Here is a 17,258-nt window from a genome sequence, read left to right as displayed (position 1 = left end):
CTGATGAAAGTGGAGAATTACAGAATCTAGATTCTGATATGAATGAAGTCTTTAATATAATTATGGGAAAATATGACTTAGCTTATATGAATAAAAATACACAAAATAAAATAAAACCATATCTTAGAATCTTAAAAGATTCTCACATTGAATGGTTGAATCTTAGAAATAAATGTGCTAGTAAAACAAATGATAAAGAAATAAAAATCTGCCTTAAAGAAAGCTATATAAAAAGGATAAGCAGCTTTATTGCGGGGTATGATATAAAAGAAGGATTGTTAGTGAATCTTAATACTCATTGTAAAGACTATGTAGATAATTATAGTCTAAATGGTATAGGCATACCTAGTGCTTTTAATCTCGAAAAAGACTCCTCTATACAAAATGAGCTGTCATCTAAAAAATTTTACGACTATATAGATTCTACAATGCCACGAATACAAAGCAATAAAATTACTTTAAACAAAGATAAAATGTCATTGCTTGCGAAAAATCTATCAAATTACACGCCTTTTATCAATCAACCTAATAAAAATTACCAAAGCAAAATATCACAAAGTGATTTTAAAGATACGCTAAATGTAGAATATATTTATAATATTTCTCCTGTGATGAATAGAGATGACTTAGTAGCTTGCAATGCACTTAAAAGAAATAAGGGATATTGTGTATTTATCAATGCAGATAAGACAAAATATGATGATATACAAAAGGAAATTGCTCAAAATGCACTCCCTACAATAAACACGAAAGATAGCCAAGAATTATTAGCCCTTAGCCTTGATACACTTGTGTTTATGGATGAAGATGATATTGATATGAGGATTATGTCATTTGCTCCTAGTGCTAGTATGAAAGTCGGTTTAGAATTAGGAAAAAAAGAATATGAAGAATATCTTATTATCGCTGATAAATTTTTCTTTCGTGTGTATTATTTTACTAACACAATACAAGATAATAAACAAGTTTTTAGCTCTAAACTTATATGTAGATTACCAAGTATTCTTGATTATGAAAGTATTGCATTTGAAGCTAGTGAAGATAAATTAGAAAAAGCATGGAATAATAACGCATATATAAGAGAAAATGCTAGTATATACTTTAAGCAATTTGAGAGCATAAATCACAAGATAAAACAAGAATATTTTAAAAACTTTGGATTAATAAAGAAGTAGCAAAATGAGCCTTATAGAAAGAAACGATAGCAATTTTTTTAGCAACATAATTAAGTTTATTAAAGAAGTAGAAGGCAGTGAAAAAAAGCTATATTATGATAGTGCAATGGCTAATTACAAAAAAATAATTGCATACTTAAGATTTAGTATCTTAGATTATAATATGCTAGAATTTGTCAAAGTAAGTATTTTTAAAGTTTAGGAAATATTATGAAACATTTTATAATAATATGTTTATTTCTAAATATAATCTATGCAGAATCTATAGAATCTAATGTTTCTCCTAAGCCAAGTTTCCCTTGTATTAGAGCTACTACAAAAATAGAAAAGATTATTTGTGCTGATGAAAGTGGAGAATTACAGAATCTAGATTCTGATATGAATGAAGTCTTTAATATAATTATGGGAAAATATGACTTAGCTTATATGAATAAAAATACACAAAATCAAATAAAACCATATCTTAGAATCTTAAAAGATTCTCAAATTGAATGGTTGAATCTTAGAAATAAATGTGCTAGTAAAACAAATGATAAAGAAATAAAAATCTGCCTTAAAGAAAGCTATATAAAAAGGATAAGAAGCTTTATTGCGGGGTATAGCCTAGATGATAGAATAAATATTAGCTATACAAGAAAATATTTGTTTTTAAAAATCATTTAATTTCTATTGATACCACTAAAGAAGCAAAAGAAATTATGCAACGAAAACAAGACTTTACAAACTTGTTTGAGCTTCCTAAGCATCTCAAAGAAACTTATGCACTTGATGCACAAATCTTTGCAGATAAAAAATCTTAGCGTTTTATAAAAAATAGGAGATATATGTTGAAATACAGGACTTTAAGCGAAGAGAAATTCAAACAACAAGTATTAGAAGAAATTAAAATGAAATACAATTATTTGATGACAAAAAATATTTTATAGAATCTAGATTCTAAAACATTATTTCGATAGGCGAGATGCCTTTGAGACAAGTCCTATAAATTCGGCGCGGTAGTCATCATCAATGCTGCCCTTGCTATATTCCAAAATCTTTTGGTAGCTTGTATCGCCCTTATACTCGCTATCACGCAAGAGCATTCCAAAGGACGCCACACTTAAGGCAAAACGCGTGTTAGAATCTAGATTGCGTTTATAGTCGCTATCTTTCACCACCGCTTGGATTAGCCTAGATTTCTCATTGCTACTTGCCTTATTTTCTGGCTCTTTGTATCGCACTTTTATCGTAGCCCACTCGTTATTAAAATCATCTGTTAGGACATTTTTTGTATATTTTAGTGAATCAACCAAGCCTTTAGAATCTTCCCCAGAATCAAAAGTAGAATCTAAAGCAGGGATAATCTCATAAATCGCCGTCACACTATGCCCAGCACCCATCTCACCTGCATCTTTTTTATCATTATTAAAATCTTCATTATTCATCAAGCGATTTTCATAGCCTACAAGGCGATATTGCTTCACTTTTAATGGATTAAATTCCACTTGTATTTTCACATCCTTTGCCACCGCAAAAAGTGTCGCGCCGATTTGCTCTACTAAATGCCTTTTTGCTTCCAAAAGATTATCGATATATGCGTAGTTTCCATTGCCTTTATTGCTAAGTATTTCTAGTCTATCATCCTTATAATTGCCATAGCCAAAGCCTAGAACGCTTAGATACACGCCACTTTTTGCCTTTTGCTCGATTAGATTCACTAGCTCATCATCACTTGTCACCCCGACATTAAAATCGCCATCAGTAGCCAAAATCACGCGATTATACCCACCATCTATAAAGTTTTTCTCCGCCATATCATAAGCCATATTTATCCCGCCGCTGCCATAAGTCGCGCCCCCAGCATAAAGTTTATCTAACGCGTCAAGTATCTTTTTTTTATCATTTGTAGGTTCAAGAGCGATTTTACTATCACCAGCATAAGTAACGATAGAAACCTTGTCATTTTTACCCAGATTATCCACCAAAAGCCGCAAGGATTTCACCACAAGCGGCAGTTTATTAGGCGCATCCATAGAGCCAGATGTATCGATTAGAAAGACAAGATTTGCATTTTTGCGATTTTTCATATCGATGTCTTTTGCTTGCAAACCGATTTTTATAAAGCGATGATTTTTCGCCCAAAATGGCGTGCCAAAAGTCGTTGTAATGCTTAAGGCGTCCTTGCTATTTTGCGGCGGGGGCGTGTAGTGGTAGTTAAAGCTATTGATTAGCTCTTCAGTCCTTACCATATCTTTTCTAGGCAGCTTGTTAGATTCTAACATTTTACGCACAAAGGCGTAAGAAGCGGTATCCACATCGCTTGAAAATGTCGAAAGCGGCGAAGTTTTAGCGTACTTCCATCCATTCTCATTTATGCTATAAAATGAGTTTGTGTTGAAATCATCCATACTGCTTATGTTGTTTATGCTTTGCGTGTTATTTATGCTTTGTGTGTTGTTTATCGCGCCACTTTGATATTGAGTAGTGGGGATTCTAGCAGTATCCATCATCTCATATTGTATGTTGCTGCTTCTATCGTAATTTTTAAATTCGCGTTTATGGTAGGTTATATTTTGATTTGACTCTTCATTTTGTTCTTCTTGTGGCTTATTTATGGAATATTGCTCGTTTATAGAATCTTGTTTTTTTGTAGAATCTTGGTTGTTTTTAGAATCTTGTTCTTGTATAGAATCTTGCTTATTTATAGAATCTTGTCTTGCGGTGTCTTTAGATTCTGTATTTGTAGAATCTTTAATAGATTTTATATCACAAGAAATAAAAAATACACAAAATATAAATAAAAAAATACGCAAAAACTTCATTTCTAGCCTTAAACTTTCCTTAAAAGATTCTAACATTATAGCCTAAAATTACGTATTTTACTCAATTTACTAAAAGGGCGATGAGCGAACGATAGGCAATTTGCGAAGCAAAAATAAAGATTTTAGAATCTTAAAAGTGAATTTATAGAATCTAGATTCTATGTTTTAACGTTGTTAACAAAAGTCATAGTTGAAAGACTTAAAAGGTTGGTTGAGCAGGAATAGATAAATTTAATCTTGCAACTGCGGCTTTTGCGTTTTAGAATCTAGCTCCAAAAGATTTCAAAATTTAAAATCTAGCACAAATTTCACATATTAAGAATCTAACACGAATAGAATCTAGTGTGCCTTTTCCTCCATATATTTATATTTCTCATCATCTTTTATTGATTCTAGCTCTTTGTGTAGGCGTTTGTATGCCTTATACACATTCAAAAATGCCGCCGCAAAGCCATATCCTAGCCCAACCCAAATAAGCCAGTAATACCCAAGCCACATATAAAGCAAATAGCCTAAGCCCCAGCCTAAAAGCACTGCCACAACCATTGAAATGCCAAGCGATAAATCATTCGCGCCCTTTATCACAGGCTTCATCTTGCCCTCTAAAATGTGTTTAGATTCTGTATTTTCTTTAGAATCTTGTTTTTCAAAAGCGGAATTTGTGGGCGTTTCTTTAGAATCTTTTTCTTTAAAAGGGCGGTGGGTAGGCATTTCATTCAAAGTAGGGTGGTGGGTGGGTGATAGGTTTTTAGAATCTTGCAACTTAGATTCCATAAAATTAGAATCTATTTTAGAATCCACAGCAAAATCAGCTCTTTTAGATTCCATAAAATCTTGCGAATTAGATTCTATATTCTTAAAATCTTTAGAATCTTTCAAACTAGATACCACATTTTGTAACTTAGATTCCATAGAATCTATTTTAGAATCTTTCATTTTCACTCCTTTAAAAAGCCCTTAAAATTTAAACTCCACACTGCCGACTTCCCCGCGAAAAATGCAGTAAATTCGATTATTTTCATAGTAAAGAAACGCGCCCTCCAGCATAAAGGGCCAAGTAAATTGCTCCAGCTTACCATTTTTCATATACGCAAAGCCGGTATTATCGATATTTCTTTGCTCTAAATTCGCGCTAAATTCGCCAGATTCTACCGCCGGATTTAGCGGCACAATGCCAAAAATATAGCAAATAATCGCTATCAAAAAAGTATCATGCGTTACAAAAATCTCCAAATTATCGGCGTTTTGTTGCGTAGTAGGATTCGTGGGCGTTAGGTTAGAATCTTTTTTATTAGCAGGGCGGTGGGTGGGCGTTAGGATAGAATCTTGCAAATTAGATTCTATATTTTTTGCAAGTTTAGAATCTATGTTAGAATCTTTAAAGCTAGATTCCATAAAATCCTTAGAATCTTGCGACTTAGCTTCCGCCGCATCAGCGAAAATATACTCAAACAAAATCCGCATCGCCGCTTCCTTGTCCTTCATCCCAGAAAGCTTACTCCCACGCAAAAACTCCTGCATAATGTAGTAAGGCGAATGCTTTGCAAACAGCCATTTCGCCGCCTTCATATCATCGATATACGAATCACTCAAAATATGCGTTTTGATAATTTGCAACTTAGAATCTTGCGACTTAGATTCTATAAAATCCTTGCTATCCGTCATGTTGAGCGAATGCGAAACATCCACTTTTTTATTCTTAGAATCTTTATTGTTTTTAGAATCCACAGAATCCACATTCTTAGATTCCATAAAGCTTTTAGAATCTTTACTCGAATCTTGCGACTTAGATTTCAAATTTTCCACTTTTTTAGAATCTTGATTTTTAAAAGGGTGGTGGGTGGGCGATAGGCTAGAATCTTTAGAATCCTTTTTAGAATCTAGCCCTTTAGATTCCAAAAAATCCTTAGAATCTTGCAAACTAGATTCCATAAATTTAGAATCTTGTAACATAGAATCTTTTTTATAATCCACATTTTGCGACTTAGATTCCATAAAATTAGAATCTTTTTTAGAATCTAGCCCTTTAGATTCTGTAAAAGTTTTAGAATCTTGTAACATAGAATCTTGCATTTTAGATTCCATATTTTTAGAATCTATCTTAGAATCTTTCAAAGCAGATTCCACATTTTTACTTTCCCTAAACTTCTTTTCACTAATCACTTTGATAGAATCTTCGCTGCTGAAGCCGCGAGCCGCCATATAATTTTTAGCAAAAATCTCTGCTGTTTGCACGCACCGCCCGATTACACTTGTATGAATGCGCGAAATCTCAAAGCTAAAATGCCGCCCAAAATGCTCCGCTAGCCGCTCCCCTTCTCGCGTCAAAAGCACACTCTCACCCATACTCCCCTTTGGAATCTTATCACGCAAGCTATGCCGCAAAATCATCTTTGCATTCCTAGCCCCGCCCTTTGCTTGTATCGCACGCAGCAGTGCCGCACTATCCACAAAATCACTAAAAATCGAGTGCATACTTTTTCCTTATTATGAGCATCAATAAAACAATACATAATCCCTAAAGATTTCTATGGCTTGATATATGAAAGTCTAGAAACATCGTAAAATGTTGTAGTGTTTTTAGAGTCCAAATTTTATATCTTTTAAAATAGAATTTTCTATAAAATCAACATAATTGACACATTTTTTGCTTAAAATTATCTAAAAAAACTAAAATATTAATATAATTTCACATAAAAATCAAGGAAAAATAACGATTTATAGAATCTAGATTCTATAAATATTTTTCTAAACCTTAAGGGTGGTTGGGTGGGAATTGATAAAAGAAAAATATTTTAGAAATTTATATAACAAAATCGCAAAAAAATTCTAATTTTTAGAATCTAGATTCTATCACAAAGGGGATAAAATGAGAATTACAAGCAAGGTTTTTGCACTTTTAGCATTATTTTTTGGCTACATAGTAGCAAATCCTTATCAATCTTACCAGCAAAGCTACGCACCGGGTTACAACTATCGTGGGGGCTACAGCGGTAGCAGTTACGGCGGTTATGGCTCAAACTATGGAAGCTACGGAAATAAAGGCTACGGCGGTAACGCATACAGCGGCAAGGGTGGCGCGTCTCAATATGACTTAAATGCCGATTATGACGCCGCTTACGCACGATATAAAAGGGGCGATTTAGAGGGTGCTATGCCTATTTTTGCAAGGCTTTGCGAGGAAAATAATAATTTTATCGCCTGTCTAAGTGCTGGAATCTTGCTAGGGCAAATGATAGCAAACCTCGAGCAGGACAAAAGGCTATCAAGCAAGGAGCGAAAACGCATTAAAGAAGAGATGTATTATCAAATGATGGCGTTTTATACAAAATCGTGCAATGGTGGGAATTATGACGCGTGTAACAACTTGGCGTTTTATCAGTATTCCACAAGGGAGCAAAGGGCAAAAGATAAGCAAGAGCAGCAGGCACAACAAGAGCAAAATTCACGCACGATGGAGCTTTACGCGCAATCTTGCAAGGCTGGAAATAAGGAAGCCTGCCAAAATCTAGGGCTAATTTACACCGATAATTTAGAGGATAAAAACGGACAGCAAAATGTCAATCTTTCTCAAGCCCAAAATTACTACAACAAAAGCTGCACGATGGGCGATAGCGTGGCGTGTTTTAACCTTGGCGTGCTGCGTTATAACTACGCCAAAACTGCCGCTGACTACGCACAAGCAGTTTATTTTTTCAATCAATCTTGTGATAATGACTACCCAGAAGCCTGTTTAAATCTAGGCATAATGTATGAACGAGGCTTAACAAATGATGCAAAGCAAGATATAAGTGATGCAATGCAATTTTACAACAAAGGCTGCATTCTAGGCAACACAAACGCCTGCACCTACCTCTCAAAACTTGCAAATAAACAAAGTAAATTTAAATAATCTTAGCTAACGCAAATTATTAATGTTGTTTTTTATATGCTATCTTTTCCTTGCGTTTTTCTTACTTGCTTCGCGGCGCAGTTTCCCTGCCTCAAAACGTCTTTTTTCATCATCTGTGATAGGCACTAATGGCGGGACTTGCGTTGGTTTGCCATTAGAATCTAGCGAAACCATCGTTAGATAGCTTGTCGTGCAGTGCGTAACGCAACGCCGCGCAATGTCCTCTGCTACGACTTTTATGCCGACCTCCACGCTCGTATTGCCCGTGTAATTCACAGACGCCAAAAAATGCACCAAATTCCCGATTTTAATGGGACTGCGAAACAGCACTCTATCCACGCTAAGTGTTACGACAGGATTGCCACAATATCGCGTTGCACACGCATACGCCACTTGGTCTAGCAGCTTTAACAAATCGCCCCCATGCATAACGCCGCTAAAATTCACCACCGCAGGAGTCGCCAAAATCGACATTGTCAAAGACTTATTATCAAAAACATAATCCATAATTTCTCCCTTTTTTGAAATAAGGTAATTATAATGGATATTTGTTAGAATGATTAGCATTTGTTGTATTTAACGCACTTTTGCAAGAAAATAAAAACTTTTTGTAACATTTGAATGGTTTATAGAATTTAAAGCCCTAACTCCTCGCAGCGATGCGCTCTAGCATATCCATATCTTCCATCGCTTTCCCTGTGCCTTTGGCAACCGCTAGTAGTGGCTCATCGCCCACATACACGGGCAGTTTCACTATATCGCTAAAGTATCTATCAAGATTGCGAATTAGCGCGCCCCCGCCGGTTAGCACGATACCATTTTCCACAATATCGCCTGCTAAATCTGGCGGAACTTCCTGCAGGACGCCGTGCAGCGCGTTGCCCATTTCTTTGATTTGGTCTTTGATGGCTTCCCTTATGTCCTCGCTCGTCAATTCGATTGAGTTTAAAAGTCCGCTAACTTGGTCGCGCCCTTTCACTAGCTTTATTAAAGGCGTCTCAAGTGGCACTGCACAGCCGATTTCTATTTTTATTTCTTCAGCCGTCCTATCGCCGATTAATAGGTTAAATTTCTTTCGCACATAATCCATAATCGCGCTATCTAGCTTGTCCCCAGCCACGCGAATGGACTTTGAAATGACCAAACCGCCAAGCGATAAAACGCCTATTTCAGTCGTGCCACCGCCTATATCCACGACCAAGCTTCCCTGCGGCTCTTGTATAGGTAGCCCTGCCCCGATTGCCGCAGCCAAAGGCTCTTCTATCAAAAAGACTTCGCGCGCTCCAGCACTCATCGCTGATTCTTTTACCGCCTTTCGCTCTACAGATGTTAGCCCGTAAGGCACGCACACCATTATTCGCGGTCGCACGAAAGTCTTGCGTTTGTGCGCCTTTTCGATAAAATATCGTATCATTTTTTCGGTGATTTCAAAGTCGGCTATGACGCCATCTCGCAAGGGGCGGATTGCGCGGATGTTATCAGGCGTCTTGCCTAGCATTTCTTTTGCCTCTTTGCCCACCGCCAAAATCTCACCATCGCGGTATTTATCGACCTTGACGGCGACTATGGATGGCTCATTTATTAGAATCTCATGTCCTTTTATCATCACAATCGTGTTTGCAGTGCCCAAATCTATGGCGATGTCGTGCGAAAACCAACCTACAATTTTATTAAAAAACACTTAAAATCTCCTTATTTTGTTTTTAGAATCTAGATTCTATAATTTGTCTTGCTTAGCGAAATAAAATTTAGATTCTATCTTAAAGTTATAAAAATTAAATAATACGATAGAATCTTTTTAAAATTTAGATTCTAAGTTCATCCAAAAATGTTAATGTAAGAATTATAAATAATGCAAGAAACCGTGATAAGTCCTACGATAAAGACAAATAAATCAAGCAATTTATTTTGATAATGTTTCAAAGCGGCGACACTATAAATGGCATAAATAGGCATTAAAAGTAGCATAATGGCAATAATTGGACCGCTTAAATTCTCAATAAAATCTAAAATGCTAGGGTTAAAATAAGAAGCAAAAATGATTGTAATGTAGAGAAAAATCGTGTTGAAAATATGGATTTTACGCATATTTGGGTCAATGCCCATCATCTTAGAGCCTTTGCGGATAATGCCTGTAAGCCCTTCATAAGCGCCAAAATAATGCCCAAAAAATGATGTAATAATCGCTAAGAAAGCCACAAGTGGAGCAGCATAAGAGAAAATATAGTAGCTAAGAGCGTTTTTATCACTAGCAAAAGTATTTGCAAAATACGATAAAATGGGAATGTTAGCCTCACGAGCTAAAGCAAAATCTTTAGAATCTAAGCACAAAATGCAAGAAAATGTGAAAAACATCGTAAAAATTAGCAGCATTAAAGTCGTCTTAAAAATTATGGAACTAGCCTTTTTATCCACAAAAGAATCGCCGCGCGCCGCATATCGCCGCTTCACACTAACGCTAAAAGTGGATACGACAGGCGAAAAATCAAAGGAAAATACAATCACAGGAAGTGCCAAATACACGATGATTAAAAAATCTTTCGCGTCTGGGACATAGTTTATAGAATCTAGCTTCCAAAAGCCTATAAGATAAAGCGAAAAGCCCATAAGCACGAAGCACAAGGGATATACCAAAGCGGTGCAAACGCGCGTTACCCACTCTTCTTTCAACAGCATAATTGCCATCATCGCGGATACTAATATAAATGCTAAAATTAGCCGCACGTGCGGTAATAACGCCTTTTCGCCGCTAGATTCTATGATGTAGAATGATTTTATATCAAGCTGATAGATTAAAAAATTGCCAAAAGTGTTTGTAATGCCCACGCCATAGGCTAAAACGACAGGGTAAATCACGAAAAAATAAAGGATAGTTAGCACGAAGCTAGCCCTACGTCCCCAGTATTCTTCAGCTGCGTGGGTAATATCGCTATCAGGATGTCGCACCCCAAGTGTGAAACGCGAAAACGCACGATGAGACAAAAAAGCCATAGGAAAGGCAATAAGCGTCATAATGACAACAGGCCAAAAGCCCCCACGCCCCGCTGCAATAGGTAAGAATAAAATCCCAGCGCCCAGTGCCGTGCCAAAAAGGGCTAGAATCCATCGTCTATCAAAGGCAATGTCGGCTTTAGATTCTATATTTTGTGTAGATTCTATATCTTGCTTAGATTCTATGTTGTGTGCGTTTGGAAGCTTTTTATTTTGCGTTTGTAGATTCTGCGTTTGACTTTGCTCTTGCAGGTTAGAATCTACATTTTGTGTGCTTTTTTCATTTGTAATATTTTCAATACTATCAAAAAGATGATGATTAGAATCTACTCTCATTTCCACGCCTTTAAATCTAGCTTAATCAAATTCATTATAAGATATTAAATTGCTAATTCAACACTTTTTAATATAGAATCTAAATTTATTCACAAGATGTTACTTTTTAAGAATTAGATTGTGGATTTTTTATAGATGTAAATCTAGCTAGATGATAAATTTAGTTTAACACACGAGACTTGAACTATTTAAGATTAAAGATTAGTTTTTAGTTTGTGGTTTATAGAATCTAATTTCACAAAAGCTCAAGGCGTTGGGCTTTTCCCCTTTGTAAATTTATTTAGCAAGTCGCGTCCTACTTCGCTTTGAGCGATAGATTCTAACATCGAGCTAATCTGCGTGCCACCATTTGCGCTAAATATATCGCTCACGCTTTTAAGCCCCTCGCCAACCTTGCCACTGCCCGCATTTGCGATGATTTTGATGTCTGCCTTATCAAGTGCCTTTGCCTGCTCTATGCCGATTGCTTGCTGGGCTTCGATTTGGCGGATTGAGATTAGGTAGGTTTGATAGCCCTCGTTTTCGCCGATTTCTTTGGCTAGGCTTATTTGGGCTTCAACGGGCGCCATTTGCATTAGTTTTTCGCTTGCTGCTTTTGCCTCGCCCTCTAGTTTGATTCCTTCGGCTTCTTTGGCTTTCACTTCCAAAAGGGCGGCTGCCTCGCGTTTTTTGCTCTCCAAAAGTGCGTCAGCGTGCAGGATTTCTTTTTCTTTTTCACCCTCAGCATTGATTATTGCGGTCTTTTTGCTCTCTTCAGCCTTCAGTATATTCACATCTTTGGTGATTTCAGCGCGTTTTGTATCCGCGACTTTGACTACCTCCATTTCCTTTTCTTTGGTGATTTTTTCTTGCTCTTTTATGAGCTGGTTTGCCTTTTGGCTGCTTATATCGACTTCTCTTTGGGCTTCCACGGTTTTTAGTCCTACGACTTGCTTTGCGTTTTGCTCTTCGATTTGCGTGGCTTGTTTGGCGTTGATTTCGGCGATTTCGGCGTTTTTTAGGTTTTCGGCGACCTCGATTCGACTTTGCATTTCAACCAAACTTTTCTTTTTCTCCATAATATTGCGAATGACATTAGAATCTTTGCTATCGCGAATGTCCATAAGCTCCAAGTTTTTAACGGTTTCAACGCCCCAGTTTGCCAGCTGTTCCTTGACTTCTTTAGTGAAACTATCGCCAAAAGTGCTACGCGAGTGCATAATATCCTCGATTTCATGGCTTGCCAAAATCGTTCGCACCGAGCCTTGAATGATAGCGCGCAACTGCTCGATTAGCTCCTCAAAATTTGCCACGCGTTGTGCCGCGACATTAGAATCTTTAATGCGGAAAAACGCGGTAATATCGACAATAAAAGGCACACGCCCCTTGTCATACGCCTCGTAACTATTAAGATTAATGTCAAAAACAGAGACAGGCAGAGTGATTTTCGTCACGCCAAAAATGGGAATCCAAGATGGCCATTCATAATAAGTATTCCCATTTCCCGTGTCCTTGCCATAGGAAATCGTGTGTTTAGCCGACTGGATAATATGCACCTCATTTGTAGCGACAACGCGGCGGAAAAATAGCGCACACGCCGCAATTAAAGCGAGTATAATTGCTACTAAAATGATAATAATGCTTGAAATAATCGCCATTTGTTCCTTGCCTTTTTTATTTTTTAAAGCAATGATTATATCATAAAATTTAAAGTTTTCACACGTTTTTAAAAATGGTTTTTAGAATCTAGCCTTAAATCTGGTTGATGTAAATGATTTGCAAAGTTTTTCAAAGTTTAAAAAGCATATTTAAATTAGGTAGTGACCTAAATTAATTGTGATTGAAATCAAAACTATGTTAGAATCAATATTTATGATTTTAAACAAAAGAGTGTTAATGAAAATTAGAATCTTAACGGAGAATTTGCAAGGTTTAGGGCTAGGGCATGTGGCTAGGTGCTTTAATTTAAGTGCTGTGTTTTTAGAAATGGGGTATGAAGTTGATTTTTTTGTACGTGGAAATGCGGATTTTATGGGCTTTATTAATACGCAAATGCAAGATTCTAACACGTTAAATTCGCAGGATTTTTATAAAGATTCTAAAGAGTATAAAACTTCAACAGATTCTAAACATTTACATATTTTAGAAGATTCTAATAGTACAAAAGTTACAGAATCTATAATAAATTTTAATAAAAATATAAATTCTAATATTACGAATTTTAATAATAAAAAAGTTATAGAATCTACTTTCAAATATTTTTATCCTTTGGCGTTGCAGTGGGAAAATATTACACATAAAAGTCTAATTGAATGTGATATTTGCATTATTGATTCGTATCATTTAAATGAATTTAAGGGGTTTTTATTTGAGTGTTTTAAGTGTTGCAAGATTGTATGTTTATTAGATGATGATGGGCTATATTTAGAACTTTTTAAGCAAAATATTCCAAATTTTTATATTTTAAATCCAAATGGATTCTATAATTTGCAAGGTTTAGAATCTACGCAAATCTTTTCTGGTTTGCAATATGCCTTGCTTAATAAATGCTTTCTAGATTCTAAAAGAATTAAGAAAAAATATGATTTTTTTGTGTGTTTGGGTGGTGAAGATAAACGTGATATTAGCAATGTGATTTTAACTCGTTTAAATGAGTTTAATTTTAGCGTGTGCGTGGTGCTTGGGGCGAATTATAAGGGCAAACTTTTGCAAGATTCTAACATCCAAAATAATACAGAATCTAATTCACAAAACACGCAAAAAAGTTATATTTTTCATAATATTAAACAAGAAAAGTTAGCCAAACTTATGGCAGAATCTAAGGCTTGTATCGTCTCTGGTGGGGGCATTATTTTTGAAGCTTTGAGCGTGTGCAAGAGCGTTTTTGCCCTGAATCTAGCAAATAATCAAAATAAACAAATTGAAATATTGCAAGCACAGGGTTTAGTTAAGGAAATAAAAATAGATTTTAGTAAAAATGATATTAAAATTACTAAAAAAATAAAAAAAGATTCTATAAATATCGGCACAAAAGTGCGTGATTTTGCTAGTATTCTTTGTATGTGTGCGATTAATTCAAGTTTAAATCTGACACATAATAAAAAAGAAAAAAACTTTAAAATTAACTTAAATACAAAATTAGATTCTATAAAAGTTACAGAATCTAGAACTTTTAATACTATTAAATTACAAGCGATTAATTTTTGTAATCTAAGTGCTAGTGAATCTTTGCGTGTTTTGCAATATCGCAATCATCCTTTCGTTTCTAAAAGTATGTATGGCAGTGCGCATATTAGTGCGAAAACGCATTTTGATTTTATAGAATCTTTGCGACATGAAGAAAATAGCAAGTATTTTTTGGTGCAAGAAAAAAGCGAAATTAATACGAGTTTGTCGCACAATGGGTATTTAGACATCGGTGTAGTAAGCCTTACGCGTATTAATCTTAAGCATAAACACGCATATTTAGGGATTTATAAAAATCCACTCTTAGAATCTTATAATTTTAAGAATATAGATTCTATAAGCTATGGCGAAAAATTAATAGAAGTTATAAAATTTATAACTTTTAATGAATATAACTTAAAAATGCTATTTTTAGAAGTTTTTGAAAAAAATATTAGGGCTATAAAATTATACGAAAAAATGGGCTTTAAAATGTGTGGGAGACTTAGTAATTATGTGAAAATTGACAATGAATTTCAAGATGTTTTTGTGTATGAGCTAAAAAACAACTTGATAAAGATTTTATAGCCTTTAACTCACATAATTTTAAACTATATTTAAAGAAAAAAAATATATAATTTGCATATCATTTTAAATAGTATCAGTAAGGTAAGCGAGTTATTTAATGCGTAAAATCTTTATTATTTTTTTTCTTTTTTCGTTTTTGCTTAGTGTGAACGCTAAAGATGGCTTTAAAAAAAGCGAAGATTCTAAAAATGCACAAAAGCAGTATTACAACGAATTATTTAGCGCCTTTTTAATCTTTACTGATAGAAATTATGTAGAGCCTAACTTTACTTGCAAGGAAAAAAATAATGAAATTACTTGCAAGGCTGGGCGAAATGAGATAGTAAATGGCATATTTGCTAGTGAATCTACTTTTAATATTTCCTCTAAAAATGGGGATTTAGACATTATCCAAAATCATAAAATTGATAGGAGTAACTTTATTTTTGAAGGTTATAATCTATCTAGTTTGTTGCCACAAAATGTAAGCTGTGAGGATAAAACTACCTTGCAAAAGCTCGATAAAAAAACAAAAACATTCAATGAAAGCACATTTTGTAAGCTTGATTCTAATATTTATAAGATTGATTTTAAAATCATTGTTAAGCATTTTGACCCAGCATTAGCAAAGGCAAAAAATAGCATTGATGCGATTAATAAATCTTATGAAAGCTCAAAAAATGGTGATAGTATGCTCTTTGAAATCGATAGCATTGAGTTTAATATTAATAGTGTGAGTTTAAATGAAGTGCTTTTTGACCTTTACAAACGAGAACAACGTATCGCAAATGATGAAAATTCTATGAATGATAAAGATTATTTGACAAAAAATGATGATATTTTATTTGAGGATTACAAGGCATTTTTGCAAGGGTATTATGGTGTTTTAAAAGATTTAAATACAAAATCTGCTCCAAACCATAAAAGCAGAGCTGATACTAACTATAGAAATTTACTAAGTGCCTTAATAAAAATTGCTACAACGCCAAACATAAATGTGCAAATAAAAATCACAAATATAAATAAAACTATGATAGCAAAGCAAGATTTGCAAAATATTAGTGAGCTTAGTGATAATTTTTTATCCATAGCTTACAAAATTTTAGAAAATATGAATATATGGATTAGGATAGAATATTAATCTTAACAATCATCCTATAGAATCTACCTTAGAAAATTAAAAGGCATAAGTTTGTATATTTTAACCATTATCATTCCATTGTTTAATCAAGAAAAGCATGTCGCTTTGAGCCTAGATTCTATATTTATGCAAAATACAAAGTATAAATATAAGATTGTAGTGTGCGATGATAATTCAAGTGATAATGGCTTAGAGATTGTAAAAAGCTACCAAAAAACACATAAAAATATCGAGATTTTAGAATCTAAAGTCAATCAAAAGCTTTATAAAAACATTTTACGTGCGTATATCGCACTTGATACTAAATATTTTTGTGTGCTTGACCCTGATGATTTTTGGATAGATTCTAATATGATTGAAGAGGCAATTGATTTTTTAGAATCTAATCCTAGCTTTAGCACTTTTGCCTTTAATACAAATGTGCGAACTAACATTAATGGTGTGGAAAATGATGTTGCATATATTAGTTGTAATGAGCCAAAAAGTTATGATTTTAATAATTTTTTAGAATCTGGAGCGATTATGGGGCATACTTCGGCTACATTTTTTAGAAATGCTATCTTTGGTAAAAATATGCCAAAGCAAATGCTTGAGCTAAAAACTAGCAGTAGCGAAGTATCATTTCGCGGTGATAGCTTTAGAAATATGGTGCATTTACACGAAGGTAAAATGCAGTATGTGCCACGTATCGTATCTGTGTATCGTGTGCATGATAAAGGAATATGGCAGAGCCTTGATAAGGTTAGTCAGCTTGTTACAGGTGTAGATTTCTACATTGATATGTGGGAGTTTTATGATAGAAAATATGATACATTTTTGGTGCGTGCGTTTAATACTTATAAAGGAATTTTTGAGTTAGAATCTTTTGGTATTATGATGTTTAATGCACTTTTAGATTCTAGATTCTATAATAAAATGCAAAATATATTACAAAAAATGCAATCTTACCACATATTATTTGAAGCTAATTTAAAAGATTTTGATACTTCACCACAACATATAAAACTAAAATATAGAATCTACAAAGATATTTACACAAAGTTAGAATCTAAATTAAAAAGAAAGCAGCTAGTAACAAACAAGATTGATTTAATGCAATCTTTTAATGAAAGTATGAATGTGTTAAATCAAGTATCACAAATGGGGGGGGGGGGGGGTAGATAGCCCTATCTTATTGCAATATTTCTTAATGCTACTTAATATTACAAAGC

Annotated in this window: 13 protein-coding genes; 6 read left to right on the top strand and 7 right to left on the bottom strand. The window is 34.5% G+C overall.

The genetic code is table 11. The features are described from left to right. Both LS64_RS12445 and LS64_RS07790 read left to right on the top strand, forming a co-directional pair. Positions 1-1,175, top strand: a 1,175-nt coding sequence (locus LS64_RS12445; protein ID WP_161976972.1) for a lysozyme inhibitor LprI family protein, incomplete at its 5' end; no start/stop codon positions are given. A 210-nt stretch (positions 1,176-1,385) separates the two neighbouring features. Further along, positions 1,386-1,838 carry a lysozyme inhibitor LprI family protein gene (locus LS64_RS07790; protein ID WP_118949112.1) on the top strand — a complete coding sequence of 151 codons (453 nt, stop codon included), beginning with the start codon at positions 1,386-1,388 and terminating at the stop codon, positions 1,836-1,838. Between the two features lie 281 nt (positions 1,839-2,119). On the opposite strand, the gene LS64_RS07785 is transcribed toward LS64_RS07790, so the two are convergent. The 3 genes from LS64_RS07785 to LS64_RS13285 all read right to left on the bottom strand — a co-directional run bounded on the left by LS64_RS07785 (position 2,120) and on the right by LS64_RS13285 (position 6,451). Next, positions 2,120-3,976, bottom strand: coding sequence for a vWA domain-containing protein (locus LS64_RS07785; RefSeq protein WP_160662228.1), 1,857 nt, complete (start codon positions 3,974-3,976; stop codon positions 2,120-2,122). 339 nt (positions 3,977-4,315) lie between these two features. Beyond that, the gene (locus tag LS64_RS13290) at positions 4,316-4,912 is read right to left on the bottom strand and encodes an AtpZ/AtpI family protein (RefSeq protein WP_237416221.1); all 597 of its coding nucleotides are present in this window, start codon (positions 4,910-4,912) and stop codon (positions 4,316-4,318) included. A 21-nt stretch (positions 4,913-4,933) separates the two neighbouring features. Beyond that, positions 4,934-6,451 (bottom strand): histidine phosphatase family protein, encoded by a 1,518-nt coding sequence (locus LS64_RS13285; protein ID WP_034573779.1) that lies wholly within the window; start codon positions 6,449-6,451, stop codon positions 4,934-4,936. A 394-nt stretch (positions 6,452-6,845) separates the two neighbouring features. On the opposite strand from LS64_RS13285, the gene LS64_RS07770 reads away from it, so the two are divergent. Then, a complete protein-coding gene (locus tag LS64_RS07770) occupies positions 6,846-7,868 on the top strand; it encodes a tetratricopeptide repeat protein (protein ID WP_052062707.1) in 1,023 nt (340 codons plus the stop codon). Between the two features lie 39 nt (positions 7,869-7,907). Here LS64_RS07770 and LS64_RS07765 read toward each other — a convergent pair whose 3' ends face one another. The 4 genes from LS64_RS07765 to LS64_RS07750 all read right to left on the bottom strand — a co-directional run bounded on the left by LS64_RS07765 (position 7,908) and on the right by LS64_RS07750 (position 12,832). Further along, on the bottom strand, positions 7,908-8,375 hold the full coding sequence (locus tag LS64_RS07765; RefSeq protein WP_034573782.1) for an acyl-CoA thioesterase: 468 nt from the start codon (positions 8,373-8,375) through the stop codon (positions 7,908-7,910). A gap of 136 nt (positions 8,376-8,511) precedes the next feature. Then, entirely contained in the window at positions 8,512-9,549 is a 1,038-nt protein-coding gene (locus tag LS64_RS07760) for a rod shape-determining protein (protein ID WP_034573785.1), read from the bottom strand. Between the two features lie 137 nt (positions 9,550-9,686). Further along, positions 9,687-11,195, bottom strand: coding sequence for an SLC5/6 family protein (locus LS64_RS07755; protein ID WP_118949114.1), 1,509 nt, complete (start codon positions 11,193-11,195; stop codon positions 9,687-9,689). Between the two features lie 245 nt (positions 11,196-11,440). Next, on the bottom strand, positions 11,441-12,832 hold the full coding sequence (locus LS64_RS07750) for an SPFH domain-containing protein (RefSeq protein ID WP_034573788.1): 1,392 nt from the start codon (positions 12,830-12,832) through the stop codon (positions 11,441-11,443). A 238-nt stretch (positions 12,833-13,070) separates the two neighbouring features. On the opposite strand from LS64_RS07750, the gene pseH reads away from it, so the two are divergent. From pseH to LS64_RS07735, 3 genes are all read left to right on the top strand, one after another. Beyond that, positions 13,071-14,927: a UDP-4-amino-4,6-dideoxy-N-acetyl-beta-L-altrosamine N-acetyltransferase gene (gene pseH / locus LS64_RS07745; protein ID WP_052062708.1), complete on the top strand. Its 1,857-nt coding sequence runs from the start codon at positions 13,071-13,073 to the stop codon at positions 14,925-14,927. Positions 14,928-15,072: 145 nt separating this feature from the next. Continuing rightward, a complete protein-coding gene (locus LS64_RS07740) occupies positions 15,073-16,047 on the top strand; it encodes a hypothetical protein (RefSeq protein ID WP_138127299.1) in 975 nt (324 codons plus the stop codon). A 51-nt stretch (positions 16,048-16,098) separates the two neighbouring features. Then, positions 16,099-17,211 carry a glycosyltransferase family 2 protein gene (locus LS64_RS07735; RefSeq protein ID WP_160662230.1) on the top strand — a complete coding sequence of 371 codons (1,113 nt, stop codon included), beginning with the start codon at positions 16,099-16,101 and terminating at the stop codon, positions 17,209-17,211. Positions 17,212-17,258: the final 47 nt, after the last annotated feature.

The organism is Helicobacter saguini (assembly GCF_000762875.2).
In the GTDB taxonomy this organism is placed as follows: domain Bacteria; phylum Campylobacterota; class Campylobacteria; order Campylobacterales; family Helicobacteraceae; genus Helicobacter_A; species Helicobacter_A saguini.
This window is presented reverse-complemented; position numbering and strand designations above follow the sequence as displayed.

Coding starts and splice junctions, on each gene's coding strand:
- LS64_RS07750 (WP_034573788.1), bottom strand. CDS start 12,832: ATGGCGATTATTTCAAGCATTATTATCATTTTAGTAGCAATTATACTC.
- LS64_RS13285 (WP_034573779.1), bottom strand. CDS start 6,451: ATGCACTCGATTTTTAGTGATTTTGTGGATAGTGCGGCACTGCTGCGT.
- pseH (WP_052062708.1), top strand. CDS start 13,071: ATGAAAATTAGAATCTTAACGGAGAATTTGCAAGGTTTAGGGCTAGGG.
- LS64_RS13290 (WP_237416221.1), bottom strand. CDS start 4,912: ATGAAAGATTCTAAAATAGATTCTATGGAATCTAAGTTACAAAATGTG.
- LS64_RS07765 (WP_034573782.1), bottom strand. CDS start 8,375: ATGGATTATGTTTTTGATAATAAGTCTTTGACAATGTCGATTTTGGCG.
- LS64_RS07755 (WP_118949114.1), bottom strand. CDS start 11,195: ATGAGAGTAGATTCTAATCATCATCTTTTTGATAGTATTGAAAATATT.
- LS64_RS07770 (WP_052062707.1), top strand. CDS start 6,846: ATGAGAATTACAAGCAAGGTTTTTGCACTTTTAGCATTATTTTTTGGC.
- LS64_RS07790 (WP_118949112.1), top strand. CDS start 1,386: ATGAAACATTTTATAATAATATGTTTATTTCTAAATATAATCTATGCA.
- LS64_RS07785 (WP_160662228.1), bottom strand. CDS start 3,976: ATGAAGTTTTTGCGTATTTTTTTATTTATATTTTGTGTATTTTTTATT.